Below are 18,399 nucleotides of genomic sequence, written 5' to 3'. Positions count from 1 at the left end.
TGCCCCTTCAATTTGTGACTAACTCCTTGGCGCGCTTCTACTTGGCTTTCTTGTGATCTTTTGAGGAGCGCTTTCTTGTTTTGGGTGGATTTTGTTTTGTGACCCGCCCCTGTGTTAGCCACAAATTGGAAAGCATTTGAGGCTAACACAGGGGCGGGGCCGGGATTCTCTTATTAACGTGTCAACACATTTATCGCTTCAACATAGTTCACAGGTGCATTGTATACAAGAAAGTCTTTGGCCTTAGCGATATCTTTCGCTGTAGAATAAGCCTTTCGTTCATTTTCTAACGTCTCTTCTAACAATAAAAAGACCTTCATTTGAAATTCTTTCTTCAACAGTGATAATCGTTCAACTATTAGATCCGTCCACTCTTTAGTCTCTGGTAATGAAAATGACGGATTCTCCCAGCAGATGCCGTCAATATAAGGGGCCGTTTCCAAGCAAACTGTATTTAGACCATTGTTTTGAATAAGTAAATGTGTGGGATAGAGTATCTTTAAGACATGCAGAAAATTTATAATGGCATCCATTTGTATTCTTTTGATAGATGCTGGAATGGAAGAACTTTCAATATCACCAATAGTATCTAGAAACAAACCATCCGCTTCCAGTTCTTCCAAATGATGTTGTACATTTTTTAGTAAATGGTCCATCCATTTTTTAGATTGTAGGTTGACTAAATAAGTACCAAAATCGTAGTTTTTCAAAGGTTCTCCATCCACAAATAATAAGTCATCCTTTGTTAAATCCTGAAATATATTATCCATGGGATGAACCTCAAATAAACTTAAATACGTAAAAATAACTTTATTATTGTTCTTTAATCGCTTAAACTCCGGTATTGTAAACCCGCTTGGCTCAACAATTATTAAATCGAATTGGGACAACTCTTCCATTTTTCCATAACCGTAATACAAAGCATAATTTTCAGCTAAAAGCATTCGTTCTTTTCGATTACTTGTCTGTAAATCAATTCTACTTCGCTTATCATTATTTACACATTCCTCAACCAACTTTTTAATAGGAATCTCTAAGATCGCACTATATTCATTCAAGATTTTGATGTCTTTTTTAGGGATTTTTTTTATAGGACCGATTTTAACGAACCCCATTTCGCCTCTAATAGGCATTAAGACCATAGAAACCTCCCCCTCCGTAACTAGTAATGTTTCAGATGGGAAATTTCCCTTGGGATACGTCATGGCAAATTTAATATGTTGTTTCTCATAAGGTAAAAGCCCACTATAAGATGGCGCAATCATTGTATCATTTATCGATTTTCTTACAGCCTTAAGTACGTAATTCTCTTGGGAGAAATCATACATATAAAAAGTGAAATTTGTAGCTTTAACGATACCTTGCACTTTTGCTAAAATCAAATCCAAGTTTTCTTCTATTCCTAGTATAGGGTTCAAAGATTCCAGAAAATTCGCTGCCCTATTATCCCTCTTATTGCGTATTTTATAATACCTGATATACCATATGATTATAGCAGCAATTATTAAAAAAAAAGACCAGCTATTCGTCATTAGCATGATGTTCGAGTTCATTTTCCAATTGAATATTCGAATGCTGTTCTTCTTCACAACCAAGCGCTATATATTGCGATATATCCTTGATTTTCGTTGAAAGTTTTGTGATTTGTACCGTTTGATAAAGAGTAAAAGTTAATAAGATTATGCTTGAAAGGAAAAATAATAACGATGGAGGATAATGTATACCTAGCCCTCTGGCAATTTTATCAAATAAAGTAGGGTTACCGGATATAAGTAAAATAACGATTAACCCTCCAAGCCAAATAACAGAGTTTCTTTCGCCTATTTTGTTCTTCAATAGTAATCTGATGACGAATATGGAAAATAAAATAGCACATGCTACTAAAAAGATTTGAAGCATACTATTCAATTCAAATCCCCGCCAATCCTAACAATTTTCTTTTTTTTAATTACTACAATAAGAATACTTAACAACGTTTGAGCCATGTAGATAACCGGTTTTAATCCTGTTGTATGGATTTTACTTTTCCCGTATTGTCTATTAAACATGTTGACCGGTATTTCTAAAATGTTAAGATCCCTAAGTAAGATGTCTATGATAAAGTTACTATCCGGCAAATCATAAAAAAACTCACTAGATTTGGTGAATTTTTCGTAAACCTTAGCTTTGTAGGCTTTAAAACCTGACGTAGGATCCGTAATACATTTATTAGTAGTTAAATGAATGATATGCTGAAAAAAATTGATGGCAACCTTTTTACTAAATCCTATTTTCATATTTCCTTTTTGAAGAAATCTTGATCCAATCACGACATCCACATTTTCTAATTGTATGGCTTCCATCATATCGCTGATATTGGATGAATCGTGCTGACCATCCCCATCAAAAAAAATAACGTACGGATAGCTTTTCTTTTTTGCATATTTAAAACCGGTTTGAATCGCTGCTGAATATCCGAGATTGGTAGGATGGCGGATGACATCAGCCCCACATTCATTTGCTTTTTGGGCGGTTAGATCAGTAGACCCATCATCTATAATGACAATATCAAATGGTTTATTTAACCGACTTAAAGTCCCGATGACACTTACCATATTTTCCTCTTCATTAAATGCTGGAATGATGATTAAAAAATCATTCAAATGATTCTCCACCTTTCTTTTCTACATAACGAAGATTTTGGATAAAATGGATAAGTAGAAACCCTCCGCTCAATGAAGACGATACAGCTATGGCATATCCAATTCCTCCTGCACCTAGCCATGGAACAAATGTAAATAAGAGAGCTATATTTAAACAACTTCCTATTAGACCAATGTATAAAGGAACCTTCATACTCCCCTGAGCAACATAATATCGAGTGCAAAATACATATAAACTTTGACCGATAATGGATAAACCATACCCTTTTAAAATCTCACTTGTAAGTTGTACAGAACTTATAGTAAATGAACCTCTTAAAAAGAGGATGCTTACTATTTGTTCTGAGAAAAATACAAAAACAAGCGAAATCAAACCAGAGCTGCCAATCACTAATAAAAGTGATTTTATTAAAACACGTTTTAATGACTCGAAATCGTTTTTTTCTAGTTGAAAGCTAATTGTTGGTAGTATAAAAGTAGTTATTGCAGCGATAAATACCCACAAAGGAAACTGTGATAAACGATAAGCATAGGTTAATGCAGCAATTGTTCCAGACTCAAGTGAACTTGCAAAAAATCTTTCAGCAAGTAGCCCTACTTGACTAAATAAAAGAACTAACCCATAAGCAGAAAACGTTAAAAGCACCTTCTTAACTTCCGTATAGTCGCTTTTTAAATGAAAGGTCTTTATAGACCAACTCCACTTTTGTTTACTTAAAATATAAATCCAAGTCAGAATGGCGCAAAGTAAAGTACCAATTATGCTGGCATATGAGAATACTTTACCTCCGATTATTTGAGGTGTCCCTTGCCATTTGCACCATAGTAACACGCTTAGAAGTACAAAGTTAAAGAGTATTGGAGTAATTGCCGGAACAATGAAATTCCTAGATGCCTGCAATATAGAAGACCCCATGATCCATAGTGGAGCACAACAAATTATTGGTGACATAATCAGAAAGTAGTTAAAAACAGTCGATGAATACTCTTGGTTTTCTAAAGGAAAGTATTGTAATATAGGTTGAAAGAGAAAGAGAGATGTAATAAATATTAATAGTGTACCTGTAATGATAATGGCGCCTATTTTTTGTATAGTTTCTTGATATAATAATGAATATCCATTTAGAGAAAGCTTCGTCAGAATCGGGATACTAGAAACTCCGATTGCAGCTCCTATCAGATTATTTCCTAGTGTATCAGGCAAAAAGAATGCTAAATTAATGGCATCAGCAATACCACTAGTTCCAAAATACGAAGCTAAAACAATATCTTTTATAAACGCAACAAATGCAAGTAATAAGTTGAAGAGAACCAGCACAGGAACCAGCCAGAAACTTTTTTGTTTTTTTTCAATTACATCCAAACCGCTTCCTCCAGTCTAAGTCGATTCATGGAGGCTTTGATGATATTTAGAAACTGGTATAAGCTGAGTGAATTCAAATCTCAAACCGTTCGATGGAAGTCTGTCATTAGATTCATATATTTGACTCGTTTCCCACAGTTTTAAAACCTTTACTCATCTCTTCACCACTACCTATCTCCATAATTTTGAAACATCGTATGGATTTAATACATCTTGTTCTATATGATAAACAGTAAATCGATCGGTATCTAAATAGACAGTTAATAGATTTGGATGCTTTTCCTGCACGCCTTCAATCCAGTACCATGTCTTTTCATGTAGCATTTTTCTATATTCGGGCAAACGATAAAAATCCAAAATCTCTGTACGAGCTGGCAAGGTAAAATCTGTTACATTTGCCGATGTAACTTTATGGTTCATTCCTACGGGTATTTTTTCAACGAACAAAAAGACATCCTTCGTTGGAAACTTCAATTCTTCCCCTTTTGAAATATTAGTAATAAAATCAGTCAAATTATAATGCCAACCATAGTCAATCACTAAAGGGTATTCTTCGATGGAGGAAACAATTGTCCACTCTTGCAAAGAAAACTCATCTTTAATTTTTAGATATGCTTCCACCGATTCGTCATATTGCAGCCGATTTCCTATTGGTAAGACATAGGAAGGAATCGTTTGATAAGATAGAAAAACGTACCCAATAATAACTACTGCACTTACTATTTTAGTAAGTTTCATTTTTGGTATAAGTACTAGAATAGAGGAGATTGAAATACTTGTTAGTAGCACAAGCGTAACTTCGATGCGATATGGGAGCATCAAAGATGGTAGACCAATCCAGTCAGCCTTGTAAAAGAGAAACAATGCACAACTAATTGCGATATATATTTGGAATGGATAGATTGCACTCCAAACTCTCTTTCGAAAGAGAAGAAGTATGACTAACATCAAAAGACTAATACATAGGAATGTCAATACATGCACATATTCCGTTCTTCCAAAAAAATTCTCCATAGTGAAATTCCTGAAAGAGGGTTCGGTTGCATTCAAACTTGACTGAACAAAATCAATGGATTCACCGTGGAACCCTATCCCACTTAATAAACCAACTGCCAATGGTAGGACTCCAATTATCCCGGCAATAGCAAAGCCACCCACCATTTTTAAAAGATGAAGTAGTGAAAAATACTTTAAAGAAAAAACGAATAGTACAACATAACTAATAAATAAACAAATGGCCGCATACGGGTGAATTAATACTGTTAATAAAAAGCATTCCAAACTGAGCAAAAAAGACTGTATTCTTTTTTCTTTCATATATTCAAGAAAAAAGTAAATGGCTGGAAGAACAAAAGCAATTCCATACTCCATGGAAAGAGATGAATACTGCCGCCAAATAAACCCGAATTGAAAAGTACTAATAAAATAGATGAGTAATGCAAATATCGCAATTGAATAATCCTGTGGTCGATGTTTTCGGATGACATAGTAAATGGTAAACACAAGAAATACAGTTGATATAGGACCTAAAAATCGAAGAATATAATAAGGATCTATATTAGTAATAGTGTGGAACGCCGAAATAATTGCCTCAAACCCGAATGGATAAACTCCATCAACATAGATTTTATTTGCCCCGAGCAACTTGACCCACTTTAAATGAACGTATGGATCGGATGAAGGATAATAATAATGGATAACTGAATGATAAAATCTTATAGCCGCTGACATAAAAAACAATAGTAGAATTACTAGTATTGAAAAAGGATGACTAGAAATTTTCTTGAAAATCCCCTTACTCAATACCTTCAGTCTAGTAGTGACATTTGAAAGAGTTTCTTTTCTCCATCCAATCAAAAATTCTTTTTGATCAGTAGCCTGCATAAAAGACAACAGGATTTTTTTGCTTGGTGACATGATTTCTTTTTTAGTTTTGTTACGGAGTATTACTATATAGGCGATTATAGAAACAATAATTAAAGAAAATGTTTCGTACAAATGCACCGCAACCAGCATATGAACAACGAGAATAATAAACAAGTGAGTATGAATGATCGAAATGAGAAGACGGTCCTTCCAGTCCTGTTTCTCTCGCCACATTTGAACAGATAGTGGAATGGCAAAAAGAAAAAGAAATATAAGTAGCACAATTTTCAAAAGCACAAACCAACTTGTTACCAATGAAGCCCTCCTCCTTAATGACCCCAAAAATTTTTTAGAAAAAGTGAATCATCTTTAGATGTTTGGAGGTGATAAATCCGAATATTTTCATTTTCAAAATAAGTCGTAACATCATATCCAGCCTTTTGATGATCTTTCACCCACTCAGATAATTGTTTGTATTCTTTCGTTTTTCTTTCATATTCTGGTTTTAGTAATTCATATACACTATTAGACTCTGGTACTTGGAATATATTTTTTTCCATAAAAATAAATATATTTTGTGAAAGACTAGTATCAACTTTTCCTCCCTCTATCTTGGTCAACGTTTTCCCTTTAGGTTCATATTTCTGAAGAAAGTCACCAAGATGCATATGAAATCCAGTTCCTAGTGAAACAGAGTAACCCTCTGTTTGTGATACGATCATCCAAGTCTTAGGTAAATACTCATGGCGTATTCTCAAGTATTGCTCAATATTTTCAGCATGCTCTAGTTTGTAAGGTATAATAGGCGTTGGCTTATCTAGTACCCATGTTGAGAAAACCAATAATAGAAGGGGAATATATATAATAAAGTTCCATTTTCCTTTCAGCCATTTAAATAGATAGGAAATGGAAATTCCTACACAAAACGGGAGTATAATCCCCCACAATTCGCTTGAGCGATTTGCAATAAGCGTACTTTGAGTCCAAGTTCCTCCGACAAAATATAGCGTAAATACACTACATCCCGCGAGGATCGTGAATCCTAAAATAAAACGGTCTATACTTGTGTTCTTTTTTCTAAACAAACATAAAATCAGGAGTATACAAAATCCTAGTGCTGTATAGTGCACAAACGTCAACTCTGGATACATATAAGTGGCTTCTTTTCGATCAACTAAATACTCAAAAGAGGAAGAGTGGATTCTTTGACCTAACAAATACCCTGCTCCGAGAGGAACTAACGAGATGGCTACCGTTAACAATCCCCCTATAAATATATGAACGACTGACTTAAAACTATCCTTAATAGTTAGTAATGCACAAACAATCAGTATTCCTATTAGCAATACCAGGAGCGCAAAGGCCAATGTATGTACCAAACCTATAATAGCTGTACAAATTAGGCCTACTAGTAAATCTTCTTTACGCTTATTACTTACATATTTAATTAAAAAATAGATTGCTGGAAAAACAAATACAAAGGCAAACTCTTGTGAGTTCGTTGCGGCTTGACGATCGACTTCTATTGGACTGAATGGCATGATTACCCAATATATGCCGAAAATAAATGCCGCAACAATTGCTCCTATTCCATTATTCGTTAGCTTTCGTATCACCATGTATAGTCCTAAAGTAAATAGGACAGTATTTAACGGTCCAGTATAACGGAGTATAAATAATGAATCTACTGCAGCAAATTTAAATAATGTTGCTAAGTAAATATGAAATCCTTGAGGATATATACCGTCGTGGAATAATTCCCGACCATCTATATATTTCATCCAAGCAAGTGTCACGTAACTGTCTGATAATGGAAGTGCAGCATTAACAAAGGCGTCGTAAAAACGCAGATAGGATGCTCCACCAATTACAACTGCCAAAGCCAATCCTTCTAGTAATAAAATCCAACTAAATCTTTGTTTTAGATTCAATGCCAATTGAATGAACAGATTTACTATTTTGGTTTTTGTATCAAAAAAATTAAATTTAATTAACCCTTCTAACAAATTAAATACTCGTCTTAATAGTCGATTCTTTAAAGTACCTGTCTTTTTCTCTTTTTCACGTTTTACAAATCGATAACCTATGATGACAATAACTATTACTAATAATGAAAGGACTTCATAAATTTTAGTGATAACTAGGAAATATCCGCTAAAGATTAGGAACAAAATCATCTTCACATATGCGGCAAACCATCTGTCACTCTTATCTTCATAGCCAGTAGAAAAAAGCCACTTCGGTAACAGGATGAACAAAAACCAAAATGCTATAAAATAGTGAACTAATGGTAACAAGTGTGTTTCAATCGTTGCGTATGTCATTGATAGGTTCATCCCCTATGAAGCGGCGTATAAATAATAATCTAAGTTTTGTAACACTTCTATAACAGCTTTTGTCGTTAAATACAACAGTAGAATTGACCCCACAAATAATCCAATAACCGCTAAATGGTAATCAAACCATCGACTTAATAAGAAACCAACAATCATATTAATTAATAAGGCAGGTATGATGGCTTTTATTACTCGTCCAGGTTGAGAAAGTGCAAATAATATAACCGCATTCATTAAGCAGAAGGCTATTATCGAATAAGAGACAATTCCCCAAAACAAAATAAAAACGGTGACTTCACTTTCCAATATATTTTCATTATTCATTCTGATAGACACATCGTTATACCACAATATTAGGCGGTAAATGAGAAAACTACTGAGAACAGTGCTAATCAAAATAAAAACCGTCATTCTTTTATACATTTTTAAAAACTTTTCATATAATTTATGGCTGTCAACTGCCAAATGTTGTTTTTGACTTGTTTCTAAATCGAACATCAGTCTGGTTACAACTACTTCACTTACTCCCATAGGAATAATGATTGTGAGCAAAGCGAAATCCAATCCGAGTTCGTATTGACCTCTAAACCAGATAACATAAGGCATAAAATCTTCATTTTTAGACCAGGCATTAATACGATCAATAAATAAGAAACTAAAATACAGAAAGCCATAAAAAAAGTAGGGCCAAACAGAATACAAAGTAATGGAAAATCGCGGAAGTTTAGAGATTTCTTTATCCTTTTTTCTTTCTTCCACTTTAAAAAAGTATAAAACTAAAAGTAAACTACAAATAGAGACAATACAGAGTGAGATTAATTGGGAAATGATAATGTCGATACCTAAAAGCATAAATAAGATATAAACAAGGAAGATCCCAAAAATGATGAGTACTGTAAAAATGATTTCTTTCTTCATAATGTACATGACGGTCACAGAAAGCCAAATACCAGTTAAGAAAAAGAAGTATAGTACCATTAGAAATATCATTTCATAAGAGAACATATTAAAAATGAAATTTAATCCAATCATTAATATCGATAAGATAAAACAAATAACGAATCCAATTCCTATGAATATAAATGTATTTCTACGTGCTAAATTGTAATATCCTTGAATTAAAAAGAAATATCCACGCCTTGCGATGGCTTGGGTAAATCCACCGACAAGAACAAAACTCAAAATTGTACCAATTGCAATACTAGTTGCCTGATCCAACGACAAGTATTGATAAGACCATAAAGAGAATTTTAAGCTCAGCATAGCGAAAATTGATATCGCCATTGGAAAAGCAAAAATTAGACCCCTTAGAAAGCTTCGAATCATGGAAACAATCAAAATTGAATTACTTTGTTTTTCTACCCCGGAAAATGTTTGATAACCTATTTTAGATTTGGCCTCTTCCCACATCTGATCAGCTAAATCAAAAATATCATTTACTCCAAACTCCATAGAAACTCGATCATCATTCCAGCCCATTGATTCAAGCAGTGCAGCAATTTCATATGAGTCTTGTGGATGAGAGTGTATTTCTAATACTTCATTAAGTAGCTGAATGAATTTAGCAGTTTTCTTTAACCCTGGGCTGTGTTTTTCCAAATTAATCCTCCCCCAGTCCAGAAATCTTCATATTCACAATAAGTTCAGCTAATTCCCCTTCACAATGTGCTTTATTCACCACCTGCGAAGTAATGATCTGGGATTTAGAAATAATAAGATTACCTTGTGAATCATATAAATCTTTACCTGCCATTTTCCCAACTATATACCGAGATTTAATCGAATTAATTTGTTCAATGAGATTGTCTTCTCCAAGACGAATTGACTCGTTTGCTTCTTCCAATTTCTTTTCTGATTTACTGGAGATTTCTCTGCTTTCAGATAAGCTTTGAGCCGTCAGTAAATTTTTTCCACTAGGATTTTCGTCATTGGATTGTTCCTCTTCTACTAGATTTAAGTCATCCTTGTCTAAGTTATCTTCCGTATTTTGGTCTATATCGTTTACCAGGACATAATTTTCGTTTGAAAATTGTATAGAATCTTCATGGGTCTCCTCTACTTCCAATTGTTCTATCATATTAGCTATTTGTTGACCTATCTTAGTAAACTTATGTTCTATCGATTGTATTTCTAAATCTATTTCTTCTAATTGAAGCTGAATTAATTTGTTTCTCTCAGAATAAAAATGTTTGAGTTCCTGCATCTCAATATCTGTTTGTTCTTGTAGGTGATTGGTAATTTTACTTATGCGTTCCTTACCAAGTTCCCATAATAATTGACCATCATGTGAGTTTAATACTTTATTAGAGTACTCTTTTAGTTGAGTTTTAAGTTTGTTGTTTTCTTTAGTCAATTTTTTTAATTCAAATTCAATTTCAATTTGATTATACTGAAAAATACTCTCTATTTTCTGAATGACCTGATTAATGGGATCTTTTTTTAATCCAAACCATTTCTCTTTCATCTATTTAATCTGCACTTTCTTGACCTCAATTTGAGTTCCTGGTAATACCTTAAAGTATTGAAGCGCTTCTTGTAGCCGTTCTTTAGCTAATAGTTTTTGTTGTTTCTTTAATTCAAGTTCTTGGATATAGTTGAATTCCTGTTCTTTGAGCTCATTTTGGAAATCCAATATTGACTTGGTATGAACAACATGTTGTTCAAACACGTCTTCCAATATTGTTTTGATTTCTTGTTCCATTCTTGTATTTTGTGAAATAGATTGTTTTAGCTCTACTTCTACTTGTAACTTTTGATTCATTTCTTTTTCAATAAGTAATTTTTCTTTTAAATTCTTTATTTCTTTTTGATACTTTTCTTGTAACGACTGAATATACTCCGCAACGCTCTTGGAGGAATATCCAGTGAGCGTTTTTTTATTTGATATTGTCTCTTCTATATCCACCTACCTCACTCCCAACTATTATTTTGTTTTCATCATGAATGGAACGAATGGATTGTTGTAATTTTTCCATTTCATTTTGCGCTTTTTCAGAGTCACCTAAATGATGATAGGCTTTTACGATTTCAGTGATATACCTGAATGCTGCTGGTGTGGACGAATCTACATCAATGGCTAGACGAAATTGCTCGATTGCTTCTTGATAAAAACCATTTGATAATAATGCATAAGCCTTTTCGCTATATAACTTTTGTAAATTCACTACTAGTGCATTATTGGATTCATCTTCTGTAACATCAGGCATTTTTTCATTAGCATGCGTAGCGAGTTTAATATACGTTTTCAAATGTTGGTCGAGTACTTTTTCCAATGTGAAATACTTTAACGCTCGCTCCCTCGCATCTCTTCCCATTGTTTCTCTGAGATTAGAATCATTTAATAGAGTGGTGATGGCATTTGCAAATTCCTCTGAATCCCTAGGTGTCACTAGATATCCAGTGTTTCCAAGCGCTTCTCTAATCCCCCCAACATCTGTAGCGACAACCGGCTTTCCAGTCATCATTGCTTCCACAACAGAATATGGGAATGCTTCAGAAATACTAGAAAGAGCAATAACGTCTCCTGCATGATACGCAGCAACCATGTTCGTTATATGTCCAGCAAAAATAAAAGTCTCTTCAAGATTTAACTTCTTTTGAAGAGCTAGACATTCTTCATAATATTCTTGTACGGAGATTGAACCATAAACAATAAATTTCACGTTAGGAATAGATTTTTTTACAATTGCGGCGCTTTTAATTAATGAAACAATATCTTTAATTGGATCTATACGTGCTACAGATACGACCGTAGGATTAAGTCGTTCTATTTTTTCAGCTTCTCTAAAAATATCTTTGTCTACTCCGTTATGGATGACCTCGATAATTTCTCGATCAACTCCTAATTTAGTTTCCCATCTTGTATTGTAATGACAGACCGGAGATACTTGATCAGCATAGTGATAGTTCAATGTATTAATAGAATGAATAAAACGGATTAAGAAAATATTCAAAAAAGAAGAAAGGTTTCTTTTAGATAGAGACAAATACTGCTCCCTTAAATAGACCCCATGTTCAGTTAGTAAAAATGGTGTTTTGTGTTCAAGTTTTGCAATTACACATGGAATTCCGCAAAATGCGGAAGCCGAAGAATGGCTCACATTCGATTTTGGGACGGGGGTGTTAATGATGTTCAAAAATCGATACACCCATCCTAAGCTTTGAATCAGAGCATATATATCAGGTTGTGTCAATTTATACTCAGGATCTTCAACTGATTCTAAGATCAGTTTTTTGTACGTATTCCAAGTAATTTCAGATTTGAACGTTTCTTTATACTCGTACTCTTGAAAATACCTATACAGTTGGACGATTGTTATTCCAAATTTTTCAGGGTTCTTTTTAGGACTTATTATTTCTTGGATTAACTCTTTAAACAGCGGAATAAATAGAGCTTCAATGAGTTGCGTCGTTGTTTGTTTCTTTTGTAGGTAGATATGCGAAAAGGGAGTTATTAAGTGTTCGCTTGGTTCCTCTGTGCCCCATAAAGGAACTTTAATAAGACTGGTTGATTCTGGGAGTTGGAATTTTTGAATTATAAATGGATTGGTCACAACACTGTATAAAAGGTAATCAACCATATCAAGTTTCTCTATTAAAATTTTACACCATGTACTTACCCCACCTTCATGAAAAGGATAAGTTCCTTCTGTTGAAAGTAATACTTTTAACTTTTCCGTTCTCCTCACCCGCTTCTAAATCGATAAATTTTAGATCTTTACAAGACTTATAAAAAAACCTATAAAACTTGTACCACAAATAATCAGTACTTTCAAATTATCACCATTCCTATTTATTATTTTGTATATCGTATGCCAGTTACAAACTACTCATTCCATATTCTTCATGACACCAACTTTAGGTATGTTGCCACTAGCGATGCATATCTATTAAATAGTGTTAAATTTGGGATATAATTTAACTTTCTTGGCTCTTTCCTTCTTTCCAGAAAAACCAACACAACGCCGAGGAGTTAGCCACAAATTGGGGAACATTTGAGTCTAAAAAAAGAAGGCTTAGTTGGTTTGATTCGATTTTGTTTCGTGACCCGCCCCGGTGTTTCTAAATACAGGTAGTCATCCTATTCCGCTACATGTTTAATATTTCTGCTTAAATTATTTTTCACGATTTATAAAATATAGCAAAATCGGTATACGACATAACTGTAATTAAGTGCAAATGGGGACTTTTTTCCTGTTTTTGCACTTATTCTAAATTATGTCGTATGTCACTTTTGCCCATTTAAGAAATTGGAGACTTTTCTTTTGAGCGAATCGTTTTGTGCGGCAGATTTCTGTATTAGCCACAAATAGCATGAAAAGGAAAATTTATAACAAAAAAAGAAGTTGTCTCACAATCACTGTGAGACAACTTCCTTTTATTTCACGTACTCTGCAACTCGATTCCTACCCGCTTGTTTCGCACCAATATATAATGCACGGTCTGCGTTTCTCAAAAGGTCCACGCTATCTTCTGGTGCAGTCGACACTCCGATACTCGCCGTTATGAAGATAATTTCTTCGATTGTTCGAGCAGCTAAATCTTGCTGAACAATAAATGGTGTTCGTTCGATTTTGGCGCGTAGTTGTTCTGCGATGTTTAGTGCTTCTGTTTTTGTATAGTTTGGTAACAGGATGACGAATTCTTCTCCGCCGTATCTTGCGACAGTTCCATTTGGTCCCATTTCATTTTGAATGACTGTAGCAAACTCTTTTAAGATGAGATTTCCACTATGATGGCCATAGGTGTCATTGACGTGTTTAAATTTATCAATATCGAGCAGGATGAGAGATAAAGAACTATATTGACGTAGTGCTAATCGTTCCATGTCGCTTTCGAGCTGTCCCACTAAATAATTGTAATTGTATAACTGTGTAAGTTCACATCTCTCACTTTTTGCAACCGCTTCCCTTACGTATTTTGCTTTTTCTATAGAAACTGCAAAGTACGAACTCAAAAGATGCACAATTTTTAGTTGGTAGGCTTCAAAATGATGTTTTTTTCTAGATGCAACGATGAGTACCCCTTCAATCTTTTTATTGCGATATATAGGTACACTCATGACGCTTTGCATTTCTAAAGAAAGGAATGGCGGTTTACGAGCAATCCATTCTTTTTGTTTATTATACAAGTTTGGCTCTCCTGTTTCATAAGCGAGATCTACTAAACTGGACAGGAAATCTTCATTTGCAAAATGGAGTTCTTTTGCTTCTCCGTCTTCCAACGCTCGTAAAACGACAAATTGTCCATGCATATAGTCGACCATATAGGCAGAATCTATGGAGAACATTTTCGTAATTCGATCAAAAAACACATCTACAATTTCATTCCCGGTCATGCGTTCTGCTAATTCATGACCAAATTCAACCGCTTTATGTAAATCTGCATTTACTCGCTCGGAGTTATTATATAAACGAACAAGTATTGTAATCATCAAAAAAGGAACACCAAGTAATAATATAGCACTAGATCCAACATAGCTTTCTAAAAAATACAAACTTAAACCAAACGGTAATGTCATAGCAATACCAGCTAGGTCCCATTTAAGATCCGCTTTAAAAAATTTACATTTTTTATTAGTGACATAATCCCACATATACAGGATCAATTGATTTAAAATGAAGACACCAATAGTATAGATTGCAGCGAATAGAACCACCTCTTGTGTAACAAGCGTCCCAAAGTTAAATCCTAGCGCATGGACAAGGAGCCCACACACTACAGATGTAACAAAAAAAATGAAGGAACTATAGACAATTCGGTCGAAATCCACAATCCCCTTTTTCATCCGATACACTAATGGTATTAAACAGAGTTGCATTAGGATAAGTTCCGCTAAAATTCCGTAATTCAAAAACACTGCTAAACTTACCCATTGAATGAGAAATAAAGTTGTTCTACCTATAAAAATAGGAAAAAATGTGATTAACAACGCTAATAATATAAAGGGAATATAGGAATCCCACTCTATTTGTCTACTTGGGGCATATTGGTAAACTAAGTATGTACCTAAAGGTATGACTAATAGCCACAATATGAAAATATTCTTTTTTACTTTAATTGAATTATACACAGGACTATTAATCTCCTTTTAGTATCATTTTACCACTACTTTTTACGTGATTCACTATCATATAATAATAGCGCTTTTGCACCCATTATATCCCAATATTATTTACCTATTTTTTCTCTAATTTCTGAAATTAAATAAAGAGAACCAGTGACTATAGTAATGATATTTTCATCAATAGTTTCAATATTTAATTCCCCTGAGCCTTTAGTAACGCATTTATTTTCCATTAAACTACTTTCATATAAAACAGATGCAGGTAAAGCGCGTTCATGGTCAAAATCAACGAACTCGAAAGAACTTCCAACCTCTTCTAATTTCCTAAGCATATACAAGTAATCTTTGTCTTTTAATATCCCCACTATAAAATGGATTCGTTTATGTTGAAAATGTTGTTTGACCGTTTCTACTAATGCATCAATACTCGCTTGGTTATGTGCACCATCAAAGTACAGATATTCTTGTACTTGCTCCATCCGACCTCTTAAAGAAGCATTCTTCACTGCTTGTTGCAGTTTACTTTCTTCTAATTCAAACCCACTTGCTATTAACGCTGTAATCGCTAGTGACATATTCGATAATTGGTGATTTCCAAGCATGCGTGGATACAATTTTTTAAATTGCTTATTGTCATATGTATATGTGTTTTCCTGTACAAAAAATTCACGTTCATATGCTAAAACAGAACTGTTTTTCTTCTTTGCTTCTTCCATTACAACTTGTCTCGCTTTTTCTTTTAAGTGCCCTACTACTAATTGGCTATTGTCCTTCAATATTCCTGCCTTATGCCAACTAATTTCTTCGACAGTTTCTCCTAAAAAATTTGTGTGGTCGATTGATATACTTGGAATTACTGCAATGGACTGCTTCATGACATTTGTACTATCAAATCTTCCACCCATTCCTGCTTCTACAAATACAACATCGAGCTCTTGATGTTCAAATACTAGAAATGCAACAGCCGTCAATAATTCAAATTCTGTTAGCATGCCACTTAAGTCTGCTTTCTGTATTTTTTGAAAAGCTCGGTCCATCTGATCTGACGTAACATTATTTCCGTTTAATTGAATTTGATCGTGCACATCTATTATGCTCGGTGATGTAAACGAGCCATATGAAAGTCCATGCTCTTTTGCAATTGCACTTAGAAATGCAATTGTGGAACCTTTCCCGTTAGTACCCGCTAGATGGATCGTGCGATGTTTGTCTTGTGGGTTGCTCAGTTTTGTTAATGCAGTTTGGATCGATTCCAATCCTGGTTTTATTATTGTTTCACTTTCTATCTGCCATTTTTCTTTATATTGTTTGAAATTAGTTATTTCCATTTACTTCACCCTATTCCGTCATCGTTATTTTCATGCTAAACTATCTTGTAAATACAATTATAACACGCACTCTTGGAGGTAAAACTATGCAAACATGTTGGATCGTATACAATGGCAGTCTTACATCCGAAAAATTCATCGATCAAGCACTGCTCCTAAAAGAGGCAGCAGAAAGACAAGGTATTCACGCGACAGTTCTAAAAAACTATGAAGTACTAATGGACGTACAACTAGGTCTACAAAACAAGCCGGATTTTGTTGTATTTTTGGATAAAGATATATTACTAGGCAAGTTCCTAAAAAACCAAGGCATTCCAGTTTTCAATGATCCAGACGTGATTGAAACTTGTGACAATAAAGCCCGTCAATATATGATACTCGCACAAAACAATATTCCCATGCCGAGAACAATCATTGCTCCAAAAGTATATGCCAAATTCACTATTCAACATTCCGGATACTACGAAAACGTACTAGATACTCTAGGCTTGCCGATGATTATGAAAGAAGCACACGGGTCATTTGGCATGAAAGTCTATTTAATCGAAACGGAAGAACAGTTTTATGAAAAAGTAGAACAACTAAATGGCATAGAATATATTTTTCAAGAATTCATCGCTTCCAGTCAAGGTCGCGATATTCGCGTCAATGTAGTGGGAGGACAAGTAATTGCTTGCATGTATCGCCATTCCGAAACAGATTTCCGTGCGAATATTACAAATGGTGGTACCGCATCTGTTATTACGCTGACGGATCGCCAAAAAGAAGTAGCCCTAGATGCAGCGAGAGTACTTGGTGCAGAGTTTGCTGGAGTTGATTTACTGTTTGGAGAAAACGAAGAGCCGCTAGTTTGTGAAGTGAACGGCGCTGCCCATATTCGTAACTTGTATAATGTAACAGGCATAAATGTAGGCGACGCGATGATTTCCTACATCCTTTCAAAGGTTGGAGCTGTTACTATATGAAAGGCTTGCTTATATACGAATTAAACGAAATCCAACGAAACCAAGGATTTATCAACCTACTCATTCAAGCAGCGAAGTCAAATAACATCGAGTTAAGCGTAATCGATGACAAACAACAAATTCCAGATTCAGACTTCTTTTTCTTTCGAGCAAGAAATCCCAAACTAGCAAAAGAATTAGAACAACGCAATATCCCAATGTTCAATCGGGCAGAAGTAAACGTCATCGCCAATGATAAATGGAAAGCCATTCAACTTGTTCAACTATTAGGAATAGCTACAGTGCCAACAAGAAAAATTCTAGCAGCTACTAATCTTCGGGAATTCCCTATAGTCTTAAAAACAGTGGACGGACACGGCGGCTCACAAGTAGAACTGGTTAATTCTCTAGTAAATGCAGAAGAGTTTATGAGTAATCACCCAGATCAAACAATCATTGCACAACCATTTATCGAATCTAACGCAACGGATATCCGTGTATTCATGCTCGGCAAGGAAGTGATTGGCGCAGTTAAACGTATTGGAGGAAAAGATAGCTTTAAATCGAACTTCACCCTAGGCGGCACAGTCGAACCCTATTCGTTAGACGCAAAGCAACTTGCAGAAGTCGAAAAAATTGCACTTGCTCTAAAAAGCGACTACATCGGAATCGACTTTTTACTACTCCCTGACGGAAATTGGCTGTTCAATGAAATAGAAGATCCAGTTGGAGCTAGATCTTATTATGAAACAACCGGAAAAGATATTGCAGTTTCTATTATGGAGTATATACGTCAAGAAATTACTTGAAATGAAGAAGAGTGCAACCGAATATTACATTCGGCTGCACTCTTA

14 protein-coding genes are annotated in these 18,399 nt (G+C 34.6%); 2 read left to right on the top strand and 12 right to left on the bottom strand.

Annotated features, from left to right (window positions below; translation table 11 throughout):
• Positions 1–173: 173 nt before the first annotated feature.
• From C7437_RS00850 to C7437_RS00795, 12 genes are all read right to left on the bottom strand, one after another.
• Positions 174–1,388, bottom strand: coding sequence for a hypothetical protein (locus tag C7437_RS00850; RefSeq protein ID WP_146249606.1), 1,215 nt, complete (start codon positions 1,386–1,388; stop codon positions 174–176).
• A gap of 133 nt (positions 1,389–1,521) precedes the next feature.
• Positions 1,522–1,899 carry a DUF2304 domain-containing protein gene (locus C7437_RS00845; RefSeq protein WP_245909221.1) on the bottom strand — a complete coding sequence of 126 codons (378 nt, stop codon included), beginning with the start codon at positions 1,897–1,899 and terminating at the stop codon, positions 1,522–1,524.
• 5 nt (positions 1,900–1,904) lie between these two features.
• Positions 1,905–2,642 (bottom strand): glycosyltransferase family 2 protein, encoded by a 738-nt coding sequence (locus C7437_RS00840; protein ID WP_111437759.1) that lies wholly within the window; start codon positions 2,640–2,642, stop codon positions 1,905–1,907.
• A complete protein-coding gene (murJ, locus tag C7437_RS00835) occupies positions 2,635–4,005 on the bottom strand; it encodes a murein biosynthesis integral membrane protein MurJ (RefSeq protein ID WP_111437758.1) in 1,371 nt (456 codons plus the stop codon). The genes C7437_RS00840 and murJ overlap by 8 nt, the downstream gene beginning before the upstream one ends.
• Before the next feature lie 171 nt (positions 4,006–4,176).
• Complete coding sequence (locus C7437_RS00830; protein WP_111437757.1) at positions 4,177–6,186, bottom strand: hypothetical protein; 2,010 nt, start codon at positions 6,184–6,186, stop codon at positions 4,177–4,179.
• A 14-nt stretch (positions 6,187–6,200) separates the two neighbouring features.
• Positions 6,201–8,195, bottom strand: coding sequence for a hypothetical protein (locus C7437_RS00825; RefSeq protein WP_111437756.1), 1,995 nt, complete (start codon positions 8,193–8,195; stop codon positions 6,201–6,203).
• 15 nt (positions 8,196–8,210) lie between these two features.
• Positions 8,211–9,806, bottom strand: a complete 1,596-nt coding sequence (locus tag C7437_RS00820) for a hypothetical protein (protein WP_111437755.1) — start codon at positions 9,804–9,806, stop codon at positions 8,211–8,213.
• Between the two features lies 1 nt (position 9,807).
• Positions 9,808–10,671, bottom strand: a complete 864-nt coding sequence (locus C7437_RS00815; protein WP_111437754.1) for a hypothetical protein — start codon at positions 10,669–10,671, stop codon at positions 9,808–9,810.
• On the bottom strand, positions 10,672–11,112 hold the full coding sequence (locus C7437_RS00810) for a hypothetical protein (RefSeq protein ID WP_111437753.1): 441 nt from the start codon (positions 11,110–11,112) through the stop codon (positions 10,672–10,674). It abuts the gene before it with no gap.
• Positions 11,084–12,895, bottom strand: a complete 1,812-nt coding sequence (gene pelF / locus C7437_RS00805) for a GT4 family glycosyltransferase PelF (protein WP_111437752.1) — start codon at positions 12,893–12,895, stop codon at positions 11,084–11,086. Before pelF ends, C7437_RS00810 begins: the two co-directional genes overlap by 29 nt.
• 689 nt (positions 12,896–13,584) lie before the next feature.
• Entirely contained in the window at positions 13,585–15,279 is a 1,695-nt protein-coding gene (locus C7437_RS00800; RefSeq protein WP_111437751.1) for a sensor domain-containing diguanylate cyclase, read from the bottom strand.
• A 98-nt stretch (positions 15,280–15,377) separates the two neighbouring features.
• A complete protein-coding gene (locus tag C7437_RS00795) occupies positions 15,378–16,601 on the bottom strand; it encodes a bifunctional folylpolyglutamate synthase/dihydrofolate synthase (RefSeq protein WP_111437750.1) in 1,224 nt (407 codons plus the stop codon).
• An 86-nt stretch (positions 16,602–16,687) separates the two neighbouring features.
• Between C7437_RS00795 and C7437_RS00790 the strand changes: the two genes are divergently transcribed.
• Positions 16,688–17,566, top strand: coding sequence for an ATP-grasp domain-containing protein (locus tag C7437_RS00790; protein WP_111437749.1), 879 nt, complete (start codon positions 16,688–16,690; stop codon positions 17,564–17,566).
• Positions 17,563–18,354 (top strand): ATP-grasp domain-containing protein, encoded by a 792-nt coding sequence (locus C7437_RS00785; RefSeq protein WP_111437748.1) that lies wholly within the window; start codon positions 17,563–17,565, stop codon positions 18,352–18,354. Before C7437_RS00790 ends, C7437_RS00785 begins: the two co-directional genes overlap by 4 nt.
• The last annotated feature ends 45 nt before the right edge of the window (positions 18,355–18,399 follow it).

It is taken from the genome of Psychrobacillus insolitus (genome assembly GCF_003254155.1).
In the GTDB taxonomy this organism is placed as follows: Bacteria; Bacillota; Bacilli; order Bacillales_A; family Planococcaceae; genus Psychrobacillus; species Psychrobacillus insolitus.
This window is presented reverse-complemented; position numbering and strand designations above follow the sequence as displayed.